The sequence below is a fragment of the Streptomyces paludis genome, assembly GCF_003344965.1.
GTDB lineage: Bacteria > Actinomycetota > Actinomycetes > Streptomycetales > Streptomycetaceae > Streptomyces > Streptomyces paludis.
This window is the reverse complement of sequence record NZ_CP031194.1, coordinates 1,517,621-1,530,531: the sequence shown is the minus strand read 5'-3', so window position 1 is coordinate 1,530,531 and position 12,911 is coordinate 1,517,621. Positions and strand designations below refer to the sequence as shown.

The following is a 12,911-nucleotide window of genomic DNA, read 5'->3' as shown; positions in this document are numbered from 1 at the left end:
CATAATGTCGGTCGTGGCGACAGCAACGACAGTAGAAACCGGGCACGCGCACCCGTCGGTCAATCGGCCGAACCTCACCAGCGTCGGAACCATCATTTGGCTGAGTTCCGAGCTGATGTTCTTCGCGGCCCTCTTCGCGATGTACTTCACCCTGCGGTCGGTGATGGGCGCAGCGTACTGGGAGGAAATGGCTCATGCCCTGAACGTCCCGTTCTCGGCGACGAACACCACGATCCTGGTGCTCTCCTCGCTCACCTGCCAGCTCGGCGTCTTCGCCGCCGAGCGTGGGGACGTGAAGAAGCTGCGAACCTGGTTCGTGGTCACGTTCGTGATGGGGGCGATCTTCATCGGCGGGCAGGTCTACGAGTACACCGAACTGGTCAAGGTGGACGGCATCTCGCTCTCCTCCGACCCGTACGGCTCGGTGTTCTACCTGACCACCGGCTTCCACGGTCTGCACGTGACGGGGGGTCTGATCGCGTTCCTGTTCGTGCTGGGCAGGACCTACGCGGCGAAGAGGTTCACCCATGAACAGGCGACCGCGGCCATCGTCGTGTCCTATTACTGGCACTTCGTCGATGTTGTCTGGATCGGCCTTTTCGCCACGATCTACTTGATCAAGTAGCCCGGGCAACGCGCCCGGCGCGCACACAGTCCAGAAGCACCGACGCTGAAGATCCTGACACCGGGGTAATCCGTGAAAAAGCTCTCCGCACGACGACGCCATCCGCTGGCGGCGTTCGTCGTCCTACTCCTCGCGCTGGCGGCCACCGGGGGGCTGTACACCGCGTTCGCGCCCGCGGGCAAGGCGCAGGCTGACGAAACCTCCCAGTCCCTCGCCATCGAGGAGGGCAAGAAGCTCTACTCGGTCGGCTGCGCCAGCTGCCACGGCACCGGCGGTCAGGGTACCTCTGACGGTCCGAGCCTGGTCGGCGTCGGCTCGGCCTCCGTGGACTTCCAGGTCGGTACCGGCCGTATGCCGGCGCAGCAGCAGGGCGCGCAGGTACCGAAGAAGAAGGTCATCTACACCCAGGCGCAGATCGACCAGCTCGCCGCGTACGTCGCTTCCCTCGGCGCCGGTCCGATCACGCCGACCAAGGAGCAGTACAACAGCACCGACGCGAACGTCGCCGCCGGTGGTGAGCTGTTCCGTACGAACTGCGCCCAGTGCCACAACTTCACCGGTGAGGGCGGCGCGCTCACACACGGCAAGTACGCCCCCAGCCTGGAGGGCGTGGATCCGAAGCACATCTACGAGGCCATGCAGACCGGCCCGCAGAACATGCCCTCCTTCCCCGACTCCACGATGCCGGAGCAGCAGAAGAAGGACATCATCGCCTACATCAAGGCGGTGAACGGGGACGATTCCCCCAGCCCCGGCGGTCTGTCGCTGGGCGGCCTCGGCCCGGTCAGCGAAGGGCTGTTCGCCTGGATCTTCGGTCTGGGCGCATTGATCGCAGTTGCCGTCTGGGTCGCGGCCCACACCGCTAAGGCCAAGAAGTCATGAGTAGCCAAGAAGAGATCTCAGAGAAAAACCTGCCGAGAGAGCAGGACGCCGCGCACGGCGCGGTGGTGGTCAAGGACGATCCGTTCGCGGATCCCGGACTGCCGGCCCACAAGCCACGTATCCAGGACATCGACGAGCGGGCGGCCAAGCGGTCCGAGCGCGCGGTCGCCTTCATGTTCCTGCTGTCGATGGCCGCGACGGTGGCGTTCATCGCCTCGTTCGTGGCGTTCCCGGTCGACAAGAACGTCTATATCTTCCCGTTCGGCCATGTCAGCATCCTGCACTTCGCGCTGGGTCTGACGCTGGGCGTGGCGCTGTTCTGCATCGGCGCGGGCGCGGTCCACTGGGCCCGTACGCTGATGTCGGACGTCGAGGTGGCCGACGAGCGCCACCCGATCGAGGCGTCGCCCGAGGTCAAGCAGAAGGTCCTGGAGGACTTCGCGGCGGGTGCGGCCGAGTCCGGCTTCGGCCGGCGCAAGCTGATCCGCAACACGATGTTCGGCGCGCTCGCGCTGGTGCCGCTCTCCGGTGTGGTGCTCCTGCGCGACCTGGGGCCGATGCCGGAGAAGAAGCTCCGGTCCACGCTGTGGGCCAAGGGCAAGCAGCTCATCAACATGAACACCCATGAGCCGCTGCGTCCCGAGGACGTGGTCATCGGCTCGCTGACGTTCGCGATGCCCGAGGGTCTCTCCGAGCACGACGAGCACTTCCAGACCGAGATCGCCAAGGCCGCCCTGATGATCGTCCGGATCCAGCCGGACGAGATCAAGGACAAGCGCGAGCTGGAGTGGTCCCACCAGGGGATCGTCGCCTTCTCGAAGATCTGCACCCATGTCGGCTGCCCGATCAGCCTGTACGAGCAGCAGACGCACCACGTACTCTGCCCGTGCCACCAGTCCACCTTCGATCTCACCGACGGCGCCCGCGTCATCTTCGGACCGGCCGGACACGCCCTCCCGCAGCTGCGGATCGGTGTGAACGCGGACGGAAACCTTGAGGCGCTCGGCGACTTCGACGAGCCCGTCGGTCCTTCCTTCTGGGAGCGCGGATGAGTACCACGACGGCCACAGACGAGAAGAGCCGCAAGGCGCCCGCCGGTGAGCGGGTCGCCGACTGGGCGGACGGCCGGCTGGGGATCTACTCCCTCGCCAAGGCCAACATGCGCAAGATCTTCCCGGACCACTGGTCCTTCATGCTCGGGGAGATCTGCCTCTACAGCTTCATCATCATCATCCTCACGGGTGTGTATCTGACGCTGTTCTTCCACCCGTCGATGAACGAGGTGGAGTACCACGGCAGTTACATCCCGATGCAGGGTGTGCTGATGTCGGAGGCGTACGCCTCCACGCTGAACATCAGCTTCGACATCCGCGGTGGTCTGCTGATCCGGCAGATCCACCACTGGGCGGCGCTGATCTTCCTCGCCGCCATGATGGTCCACATGATGCGCGTCTTCTTCACGGGCGCGTTCCGCAAGCCGCGCGAGGTCAACTGGCTGTTCGGCTTCCTGCTGTTCGTCCTGGGCATGTTCACCGGGTTCACCGGTTACTCGCTCCCCGACGACCTGCTGTCCGGCACCGGTGTGCGGTTCACACAAGGCGCGATCCTGTCCGTGCCGATCGTCGGTACGTACATCTCGATGTTCCTGTTCGGCGGGGAGTTCCCCGGCGGGGACTTCGTGGCCCGGTTCTACTCGGTCCACATCCTGCTGCTGCCCGGCATCATGCTCGGGCTGGTCGTGGCCCACCTGATCCTGGTCTTCTACCACAAGCACACGCAGTTCGCGGGCCCCGGCCGCACGAACAACAACGTCGTGGGCATGCCACTGCTGCCGGTCTACATGGCGAAGGCCGGAGGCTTCTTCTTCCTGGTCTTCGGTGTCATCTCGATCGTCGCCGCGATCGCCACGATCAACCCGATCTGGGCGCTCGGCCCGTACCGTCCCGACCAGGTCTCCACCGGCGCACAGCCCGACTGGTACATGGGCGCGGCCGAGGGGCTCATCCGGGTGATGCCCGGCTGGGAGATCAACTTCGCGGGGCACACGCTTGTGCTCGGCGTCTTCATCCCGCTGCTGCTGCTCGGTGTGGTCCTCGGCGCGATCGCGGTCTATCCGTTCGTCGAGTCCTGGGTCACCGGCGACAAGCGCGAGCACCACATCCTGGACCGCCCGCGCAACGCGCCGACCCGTACGGCGTTCGGCGTGGCGTGGCTGGTCTGGTACTTCCTCCTGCTGGTGGGCGGTGGGAACGACCTCTGGGCGACCCACTTCCATCTGTCGATCAACACGATCACCTGGGTCGTCCGGATCGGGTTCTTCGTCGCACCGGTCGTCACCTTCATCATCACCAAGCGGATCTGCATCGGCCTCCAGCGGCGCGACGCGGAGAAGGTGCTGCACGGCCGCGAGTCCGGAATCATCAAGCGGCTGCCGCACGGTGAGTTCATCGAGGTCCACACCCCGCTGGAGCAGGGCGCGCTGCACACGCTCACCGCGCACGAGCAGTACAAGCCCGCCGAGCTGGGCCCCACGGTCGACGAGAACGGTGTCGAGCGCAAGGTCTCGCCCGTCGAGAAGGTCCGCGTCAAGCTCAGCAAGGGCTTCTACGGCGAGGGGAACCAGCTGCCCAAGCCTACCGCCGAGGAGTACCAGGAGATCCAGAGCGGCCACGGCCACCACTGATCCCACCCGGCCTCAGCGAGGTCGCCACCACCGAGGGCCCCGGCCCGGTCTCCCGCGAGGGAACCGGCCGGGGCCCCCGGCGTTTCCGGCCCGTCCGGGGCGGTCCCCGTCCGGAGTGCGGGCAGGCGTCTTACGGCATGGGCGTACGCCGATAGGCTGGCGCCACCGGGTCCCCGCGGGCCCGTGTACCCGTGTCCCGGAGACCAGGAGCGAGCGATGAGCGCTGTTACCCCCGTCGGAGGCGACACCGTGGCGGACCTCACCTGGCCGGGTGTGCTGAACGCCCTGCTGGACGGCGCCGATCTGAGCGCCGCCGCGACCGCCTGGGCCATGGACCGGATGATGAGCGGTGAGGCCACCGACGCGCAGATCGCCGGGTTCGCGGTGGCACTGCGGGCCAAGGGCGAGACCGTCGAGGAGATCAGCGGTCTGGTCCGGACGATGTACGCGCACGCCCGGCTGATCGAGGTGCCCGGCCGGACCGTCGATGTCGTCGGCACCGGCGGCGACGGCGCCAAGACCGTCAATATCTCCACCATGTCGTCGATCGTCGTCGCGGGCACGGGAGCGAAGGTCGTCAAGCACGGCAGCCGTGCCGCGTCCTCGGCGAGCGGCGCCTCCGATGTCCTGGCCAAGCTCGGCGTCAATCTGGAGCTGACCCCGGAGCGGGTGGCCGAGGTCGCCGAGGAGGCGGGCATCACGTTCTGCTTCGCGGTGAAGTTCCACCCGGCCCTGCGCCATGTCGGGGCCGCGCGCGGCGAGCTGGGTATCCGTACGGTCTTCAACTTCCTTGGTCCACTGACCAATCCCGCCCGGGTACGGTCCCAGGCGACCGGGGTCGCCGATGCCCGGATGGCGCCGATCGTCGCCGGGGTGCTGGCCGAGCGGGGCTCGTCCGCGCTGGTCTTCCGGGGCGACGACGGGCTCGACGAGCTGACCACCACGGCCACCTCCCGGGTCTGGGTCGTCCGGGACGGCAAGGTCACCGAGCGCCCCTTCGACCCGCGCGACGTCGGGCTGTCCCTCGTACCGGTGGAGGCGCTGCGCGGCGCGGACGCGTCGTACAACGCGGATGTCGCCCGCCGGCTGCTGGCCGGCGAGACCGGGCCCGTACGGGACGCGGTCCTGCTCAACGCGGCGGCGGCGCTGGTGGCCCTCGACCCGACCGACGACGCGCTGGAACTCCAGCTGGCGGCGGGCATCGCGCGGGCGGCCGAGTCCATCGACTCGGGCGCGGCGGCGCGGTCGCTGGCCCGCTGGGTGAGCGCGAGCAACGCCTGACGGCGGGGCGAAGCGAAGACGATACGGGACGGGGGCCGCGCCTCCGTCCCGTATCGCGGACAGCTGTTGGGCGGTCCGGCACGCTGTGCCATACTTTCGCCCAAGGTCATGAGTGACAGCGATTTAGGCCCCGGCTCGCTGTCCGGCAACCCTCCGTCCGTGGCGGGGTGCCCCGGGTGAAGACCAGGCCGTAGGCAGCGAGGTCTACGGCAAGCGCGGACCCCTTGTGCCTTTGGGGTCCTGGTCCTCAAGGGAGCAGTCTCGTGAGCAAGCGAATGCGTTAGGGCCCTGGGGAGCCGGACACCGGCTCCCGAGCCCCCTCTTCATCACACCTCCGCACGGTGATCTCCGTGTGTCGAGGCATTCCCCGCGCGATTGTCGTGGCTCCGCCATGCCCTGCCGCGGGTCTCTGAAGCCATTCCGCCGTTCCGTCCTGCCGGGAGATACCGCCATGTCCGCATACCCGAACGCCACCGCCACCGCCACCGCTTCCGCCGCCACCGCCCCGTCCTCCGACGACCCCGCCTGTGGCGCGCCGCTCCCGGTGCTGGGGCGGGATGTGACCGTGCCGCTCGTCACCGGCGGCGAGGTCGGCTACGCGGCCCTGGACTACGCGGCCAGCGCCCCGGCCCTCCAGCGTGTGTGGGACGACGTCGCCGCGTACGCCCCCTACTACGGCAGCGTCCACCGGGGCGCCGGCTATCTCTCGCAGCTCTCCACGGACCTCTTCGAGAACAGCCGCCGCACGGTCGCGGAGTTTCTCGGCTGCCGCCCGGACGACCAGGTCGTCTTCACCCGCTCGACCACCGACTCACTGAACCTGCTGGCGGCCGTGATTCCCGACGGCTGCCAGGTGTTCGTCTTCGAGACGGAGCACCACGCCTCGCTGCTGCCGTGGCGCGACGCGGCGGTCACGTATCTCAACGCCCCCCGCACCCCGGCCGAGGCCGTCGCCACCCTGGAGCGCGCGCTCGCCTCGCGCGACCCGAAGGGGCCGGCGCTGGTCTGTGTGACGGGCGCGTCCAATGTGACGGGCGAGCTGTGGCCCGTCCGGGAGCTAGCCGCCGCCGCGCACACGCACGGCGCCCGGATCGTGCTGGACGCCGCGCAGCTGGTACCGCACCACGTGGTGGACATCGCGGAGCTGGACGTCGACTGGATCGCCTTCTCCGGGCACAAGCTGTACGCGCCGTTCGGCTCCGGGGTCCTCGCGGGCCGCGCCGACTGGCTGCGGGACGCCGAGCCGTATCTCGCGGGCGGCGGCGCCAGCCGCAAGGTGGCGCGCCGGGCCGACGGCGGTGTCGAGGTCGACTGGCACACCACGGCCGCCCGCCACGAGGCCGGTTCGCCGAACGTCATCGGGGTGTACGCGATCGCCTCGGCCTGCAAGGCGCTGACGGAGGCCGGCTTCGACGCGCTGTCGGCGCGCGAGCAGGCGCTGGTGGCGCGGGTGCGGGCGGGGCTCGCGGAGGTGCCCGAGGTGAAGGTGCTCTCGCTCTTCGGGGACGACGCGCCGCGCGTGGGGGTGCTGTCGTTCGTCGTCGAGGGGTGGAACAGCTCGCACTTCGCCGCCGCGCTCTCGGCGGAGTACGGCATCGGGGTACGCGACGGGCTGTTCTGCGCGCACCCGCTGGTGCGGACCCTGCTGGGCAGCGACCCGCAGGACCCGGGGGAGTGCGGCGCCCCGGAGGCGGAGCCGGGCGAGCGCTCGCTCAACGCGATCCGGGTGAGCTTCGGCGCCGGGACACCGGACGAGCACGTGGAGCGGTTCGTCCGGGCCGTGCGCGAGCTGGTCAGCGACGGTGCCCGGTGGAACTACCGCACGGAGGACGGCCGCTGCGTCCCGGACCGGGGAGCGGTCGCCGCGTAACCCGTCCGTACGTCACCGCCGGATGTACGTCACCGCCGGAGGCGGTCCTACGCGTCGAGTCCGATCGCGAAGGCCGCCTCCAAGTCGTGCTGGGAGTACGTACGGAACGCGACATGGGTGTCGGTGGCCTCGACGCCCGGGATCTTGCTGATCCGGCCGGGGATGGCATCGGCGAGATCGTCGTGCTTCGGCACGCGCACCATGGCGATCAGGTCGTACGTACCCGTCACCGAGAAGACCTCGCTGACGCTGTCGAGCGAGGCGATGGACTCGGCGATCTCGGGGATCCGGTCGACGCTGGTCTTGATGAGCACGATCGCGGTGATCACGGTTGGCGTTCTCCCTCGGTGGCCCCGGTCTGTCCGTGCACTCTATCGGTACGCCAGTAGCGCACCCAGGCGTAGAGGAACCCGGCGCCGAACCCCACCAGATGCGCCAGATAGGCGACGCCAGGACCCTCGTCCGCGCCGCGCAGGGCCAGCCACTGGAGCGCGAACCAGAAGATCAGCACGATCCAGGCGGGGAAGCGCAGCGGCAGGAAGAGCAGGAACGGGAAGAGGCTGGTGACCCGGGCCCGGGGGAAGAGGTAGAGGAAGACGCCGAGCACCCCCGAGATCGCGCCGGAGGCGCCCACCAGGGTTTGCGCGGAGCCGGCGTTGGCCGCCGCGTACGCGAAGAGCGCGAGATAGCCGATGCCGAGATAGAAGAGCAGGAAGTGCGCCCGGCCCATACGCCGCTCGGTCATCGCCCCGAAGACATGCAGGAAGAGCATGTTGCCGAGCAGATGCAGCCAGCCGCCGTGGACGAAGAGCGCGGTGAACGGGGTGAGGAGGGTGCGCGGGGAGGCGCCGCGCATCAGCTCGACCGGGATGACGCCCCACCGTTCGAAGTAGGCGCTCTGGGCGGCGCGGAGGGCGTCGCCGTCGCCGTGGCCCGGACGGAGCCCGGAGAGCGGGCTGAGCAGGAAGGCCAGCACACAGAGGCCGATCAGCCCGTAGGTCACCACGGGTCCCTGTGCGAGCCTCCGCCATGAGATCACGGACAGAGCATGGCGTACCGGGACCCTTCGGTACAGAGCGCCTCGCCGCCCCCCGGGGCGCTCCTGAGGCCGTAGGGTTGCCGGATGTCATCCGCGGTTCGACGGCGCGTCGCGGGGGCACCCGCACCAAGGACGATGGAAAAGGACGGCACGATCACGATGACGACGGTTCCGCAGCCGACGGCCACCACCCGTTGGCGCTGCACCTTGTGCGGCAATCTGACCCGGTTCGATGTGACCCGGTCCTCGAAGTCCGTCGAGTACGTCCATCTGGACCTGGCCGGGGAGCCTAAGGTCGAGGAGCGCGAGGTGGTCAGTGAGACCATCGAGTCCGTGCGCTGCCGCTGGTGCAACGCGGTGGATCAGATCGAACTGGTGGACAGGCCGGGCGCCGGTTCCTGAGGGAGCCGCCCGAAAGGGGTAGTGGGGTGACGGATCGTGGAGCAGCCCACGGGCGGTGCTGAGCCGGCCGGCGCGGCCGGCGGTGACGCCGCGGAGGCACTCGACCGTCCGCTCCCGGACGGGGTACGGCGCCGGGTGGTGGCGCTGGTCTCGGAGGCGTTCGGCGGTCTGACCGTCCCGGAGCTGCCGGCGCAGCTGCGCCAGTACGCCCGCTTCACCCCGAACCGGCGGACGAAGTTCGCGGGCAACGCGATGGCCGCCGCCCTGGAGGGCGACCCGGTGTTCCGGGGCCGGATCGGGGAGCGCATCGCCCAGTCCCAGCCGGAGCTGGCCGCGGCCCTGGAGGCGGGGTCACCGCCGGCCGCCGCGGATCCGGTCGACGTGGCCGCCGCCGCGTATGTGCTGAGACCACCCGGATGGGTGAAGCTGGTGGCCGCGGCGGGCGAGGAGGCGCAGCGCGCCGACGCCGAGCGGGCCGACGAGGAGACCCGCCGCGAGCTGGACCGGCTCCGCGAGGAGCTGGCGGTCGCCAGGACGCTGACGAAGACCGACACGGAGCGGCTGCGTACGGAGCTGGAGGCGGCCCGCAAGGAGACCGAGTCGCTCCACCGCAAGCTGCGCAGCGCGCAGAGCGATGTGAAGCGGGGCGAGGCGGCGCTGCGCCGGGTGACGGCGGAGACCGAGGCGCTGCGGGCCGAGAACGCCGCCCAGGTGTCGGCGGCCGAGAGCGAGACGCGCCGGGTCCGCGCGCGGCTGGCGGAGGCGGAGGCGTCGGCGGAGGCGAGCCGCCGGGCCGTGCGCGAGGGCCGGTCGGTGGAGGACATGCGGCTGCGGCTGCTGCTGGACACGGTGCTGGAGTCGGCGCAGGGGCTGCGCCGGGAGCTGGCGCTGCCGCCGGCCGCCAGCCGCCCGGCCGATACGGTCGACGCGGTCGAGCCGGGCCGGATGTCCCCGAAGGACGTGGCGGCCCGCGCGCTCTCCGAGACGGATCCGGCGCTGCTGGACCAGTTGCTCGCGCTGCCGCAGGCGCATCTGATCGTCGACGGCTACAACGTCACCAAGACCGGTTATCCGACGATGCCGTTGGAGAAGCAGCGGCTGCGGCTGCTGGGCGGGCTGGCGATGCTGGCGGCGCAGACGGGTGCCGAGATGACCTGTGTGTTCGACGGCGCGGAGCTGGCGGCGCCGGTGCTGCTCGCGCCGCCGCGCGGGGTGCGGGTGCTGTTCTCCAAGCCGGGGGTGACGGCGGACGAGCTGATCCGCCAGCTCGTCCGGGCGGAGCCGCCGGGCCGGCCCGTGGTGGTCGTCTCCACCGACCGGGAGGTCGCGGACGGGGTGGCGAAGGCGGGGGCCCGGCCGGTGGCGTCCGCTCTGCTGCTGAAGCGGCTTTCGCGCGTATAGCGGGGCATTGGCGGGATCATGTGGGCTTTGGTCAACTCCTGCACGCAATGACCGAATTGGTCGCGCAATGACAGAGCGCAGCGTCAAATGTCCACTACTGCCTGTGTGGTGGCTGTAAACAATATGCGTCGTGACCGACTTTTTTCTGGTGAGGATTTGAACTGATCACAAGAAGGTCACTAGGGTCATGCCTCGAACCTTCGCGCGGTTGATCACCCATTCGGGGTGGCGGCGAAGTAACCGTCGACCGTGGCCCGGTGGACGGCTGAGGAGAAGGAGCTCGCCTCCGTGGGGTCCCACCGTCGTCCCAAGCAGCCGAGCCGCGCACGGGTGACCGTGCTCACCACGGTCGCCGCTGCCGCTGTCGCTCTTACGTCCCAGGCCGCCCAGGCCGACCCGAAGCCGAGCAAGGCAGACGTCAAGGAGAAGGTCGACAAGCTCTACGACGAGGCGGAGGTCGCCACCGAGAAGTACAAGGCCGCCGAGGACTCGCAGGACAAGCTCCAGAAGGAAGTCAAGGCCGTTCAGGACAAGGTCGCCCGCGGCCAGGACGAACTGAACGAACTGCGCGACGGTCTCGGCGCGATCGCCAGCTCCCAGTACCGCACCGGCGGCATCGACCCCGCCCTCCAGCTCTTCCTCTCCTCGGACCCCGACTCGTACCTGGAGAACGCCTCCGCGCTCGACCAGGTCAGCGCCAAGCAGGCCGAGGCCCTCCAGCAGGTCCAGTCGAAGCAGCGGACCCTCGCGCAGCAGCGCAAGGAGGCCCAGTCCAAGGTCAACGACCTCGCGGAGACCCGCAAGGAACTGGGCAAGAAGAAGGACGAGGTCAAGGCCAAGCTCGCCGAGGCGCAGCGGCTGCTCAACTCCCTCACCGCCGCCGAGCGCGCCGCGCTCGCCAAGGCCGACGAGGAGCGCGCCGCCGCCGACCGCGCCAGCCGCGACAGCACCCGCTCCACCGCCTCGACCGGCGCGAGCACCCCCGACCTCGGCAACTCCGCGCCCGCCTCGGGACGCGCCGCCGCCGCGTTCGCCGCCGCGCAGAGCAAGATCGGCTCGCCGTACGTCTACGGCGCGAGCGGTCCCAGCACCTTCGACTGCTCCGGGCTCACCTCGTGGGCGTTCGCCCAGGCCGGCGTCTCCATACCCCGTACCTCCCAGGCCCAGGGCGCCTCCGGCACCCGCCTGTCGATGAGCCAGCTCCAGGTCGGCGACCTCGTCATCTTCTACGCCGACCAGCACCACGTCGGCTTCTACGCGGGCAACGGCCAGATCCTGCACGCCCCGCGCACCGGCACCGTCGTGCGCTACGAGTCGATCAACAACATGCCGTTCCAGTTCGGCGTCCGGATCGGCTGACCCGCCGCCCCGCCGCCGTCCCCTCCCGGGCGCCGATCCGGCCGTCAATCCGCCGGCGACACCGCCCATTCGGGGGAAATCCCGCGTCTTCCGCTGACGCCGCGCCCCGTCGATGACCTTGTGGTCTTCGACGGGGCGTCACTTTGTGTGCGCGAGCCGGTCGTTGGCCGCTCCGTGGTCGCCCGGCTACTGTCTGCTGCGCGCGGCCCCGGTGAGCGGTCCGCCCGTCGGGCGGCACGGGCCGCGTCAGTGCGTACAGCGGAAGGGAGTTCGGCTTCCTGTGGTGTCCCATCGCCGTCCCACCCAGTCAGGACCCTCTCTCGGGGCCCGGGTCAGCGCCATCTCCGCCGTCTCCGCCGCGGCGGCCACGGCGGCGGCGCTCGGCGCGGCCCCGGCGGGCGCCGACCCGCAGCACCGGCCGGAGGCCGCCCGCTCCACGGTCGACCGGCTCCTCGCCGACGCGGAGCGCGCCACCGAGCAGTTCAACGCGGCGGACGAGCGGACGCGCCGGCTCCGTACGCGCGTGGACGAGGCACAGGACCGGGCGGCGCGCGGCCAGGAGCAGGTCAACACGATGCGGGGCGCGCTCGGTTCGCTGGCCGTCGCCCAGTACCGCTCGGGCGGCGTCGATCCGTCGCTGGCCCTGCTGCTCTCCTCGGACCCCGACAGCTATCTCGACAAGGCAGCCGTACTCGAACGGGTCGGCCAGCGCCAGTCGGGAGCCCTGCGGGAACTCCGGCAGGCCCAGCGGAAACTGGGGCAGGTACGGAAGGAGGCCACCCGCGACCTCACCGAACTGGAGCGCAGCCGGGCCGCGGTCGCCCGCCACAAACGCACCGTCGAGGGGAAGCTCGCCGAGGCACGGCGCGTGCTGGCGGCCCTGCCCACCGCCGACCGCGGCGCCTACGACCGCTCCTCCCGCTCGGACCGCGGCGACCTGGCCGGCGCGCCCGTCGGCGACGCCTCCACCGCGGGCTCCTCGGCCCGCGCCACGGCCGCCGTGCGCGCGGCGGCGGGCGCGGTCGGCCGGCCCTATGTGTGGGGCGCCAACGGCCCCTCCGGCTTCGACTGTTCCGGGCTCACCCAGTGGGCGTACGGACAGGCGGGCGTCGGTCTGCCGCGCACCTCCCAGGCCCAGCGGTACGCGGGCCGGCGGGTGCCGCTCTCGCAGGCGCTCCCCGGCGACCTCGTCGCGTACCGCGCGGACGCCAGCCACATCGCGATGTACGTGGGCAACGGCCAGGTCATCCACGCGCCGTACCCGGGCGCTCCGGTGCGCTACGACCCGGTCGGCATGATGCCCGTCTCGTCGGTCACCCGGGTCTGAGCCGGTCACCGGGATCCGATTCGGTCACCCGGATCCGATTCG

General features: G+C 70.3%; 12 protein-coding genes and 1 riboswitch. Of the genes, 10 read left to right on the top strand and 2 right to left on the bottom strand.

Annotated features, from left to right (window positions below; translation table 11 throughout):
• Positions 1-4 precede the first annotated feature (4 nt).
• The 6 genes from ctaE (at position 5) to DVK44_RS06640 (ending at position 7,341) form a co-directional block, all read left to right on the top strand.
• Entirely contained in the window at positions 5-625 is a 621-nt protein-coding gene (gene ctaE / locus DVK44_RS06665; protein ID WP_114658795.1) for an aa3-type cytochrome oxidase subunit III, read from the top strand.
• Between the two features lie 72 nt (positions 626-697).
• A complete protein-coding gene (gene qcrC, locus DVK44_RS06660; RefSeq protein WP_114658794.1) occupies positions 698-1,507 on the top strand; it encodes a cytochrome bc1 complex diheme cytochrome c subunit in 810 nt (269 codons plus the stop codon).
• A complete protein-coding gene (gene qcrA, locus DVK44_RS06655) occupies positions 1,504-2,559 on the top strand; it encodes a cytochrome bc1 complex Rieske iron-sulfur subunit (protein ID WP_114658793.1) in 1,056 nt (351 codons plus the stop codon). The genes qcrC and qcrA overlap by 4 nt, the downstream gene beginning before the upstream one ends.
• Positions 2,556-4,190 carry a cytochrome bc1 complex cytochrome b subunit gene (gene qcrB, locus DVK44_RS06650; RefSeq protein WP_114658792.1) on the top strand — a complete coding sequence of 545 codons (1,635 nt, stop codon included), beginning with the start codon at positions 2,556-2,558 and terminating at the stop codon, positions 4,188-4,190. Before qcrA ends, qcrB begins: the two co-directional genes overlap by 4 nt.
• Positions 4,191-4,406: 216 nt before the next feature.
• Positions 4,407-5,471 carry an anthranilate phosphoribosyltransferase gene (gene trpD, locus DVK44_RS06645; RefSeq protein WP_114658791.1) on the top strand — a complete coding sequence of 355 codons (1,065 nt, stop codon included), beginning with the start codon at positions 4,407-4,409 and terminating at the stop codon, positions 5,469-5,471.
• Positions 5,472-5,575: 104 nt separating this feature from the next.
• Positions 5,576-5,693, top strand: a riboswitch (SAM riboswitch).
• A 229-nt stretch (positions 5,694-5,922) separates the two neighbouring features.
• A complete protein-coding gene (locus DVK44_RS06640; RefSeq protein WP_228447015.1) occupies positions 5,923-7,341 on the top strand; it encodes an aminotransferase class V-fold PLP-dependent enzyme in 1,419 nt (472 codons plus the stop codon).
• A gap of 47 nt (positions 7,342-7,388) precedes the next feature.
• On the opposite strand, the gene DVK44_RS06635 is transcribed toward DVK44_RS06640, so the two are convergent.
• Both DVK44_RS06635 and DVK44_RS06630 read right to left on the bottom strand, forming a co-directional pair.
• The gene (locus tag DVK44_RS06635) at positions 7,389-7,670 is read right to left on the bottom strand and encodes an Lrp/AsnC family transcriptional regulator (protein ID WP_114658790.1); all 282 of its coding nucleotides are present in this window, start codon (positions 7,668-7,670) and stop codon (positions 7,389-7,391) included.
• Positions 7,667-8,380, bottom strand: coding sequence for a rhomboid family intramembrane serine protease (locus tag DVK44_RS06630; protein WP_228447014.1), 714 nt, complete (start codon positions 8,378-8,380; stop codon positions 7,667-7,669). The genes DVK44_RS06635 and DVK44_RS06630 overlap by 4 nt, the downstream gene beginning before the upstream one ends.
• A gap of 159 nt (positions 8,381-8,539) precedes the next feature.
• Between DVK44_RS06630 and DVK44_RS06625 the strand changes: the two genes are divergently transcribed.
• The 4 genes from DVK44_RS06625 (at position 8,540) to DVK44_RS06610 (ending at position 12,869) form a co-directional block, all read left to right on the top strand.
• Positions 8,540-8,782: a hypothetical protein gene (locus DVK44_RS06625; protein ID WP_114664948.1), complete on the top strand. Its 243-nt coding sequence runs from the start codon at positions 8,540-8,542 to the stop codon at positions 8,780-8,782.
• 36 nt (positions 8,783-8,818) lie between these two features.
• Complete coding sequence (locus tag DVK44_RS06620) at positions 8,819-10,183, top strand: NYN domain-containing protein (protein ID WP_114658788.1); 1,365 nt, start codon at positions 8,819-8,821, stop codon at positions 10,181-10,183.
• 288 nt (positions 10,184-10,471) lie between these two features.
• Positions 10,472-11,542: a C40 family peptidase gene (locus DVK44_RS06615; protein WP_114658787.1), complete on the top strand. Its 1,071-nt coding sequence runs from the start codon at positions 10,472-10,474 to the stop codon at positions 11,540-11,542.
• A gap of 280 nt (positions 11,543-11,822) precedes the next feature.
• On the top strand, positions 11,823-12,869 hold the full coding sequence (locus DVK44_RS06610; RefSeq protein WP_114658786.1) for a C40 family peptidase: 1,047 nt from the start codon (positions 11,823-11,825) through the stop codon (positions 12,867-12,869).
• Positions 12,870-12,911: the final 42 nt, after the last annotated feature.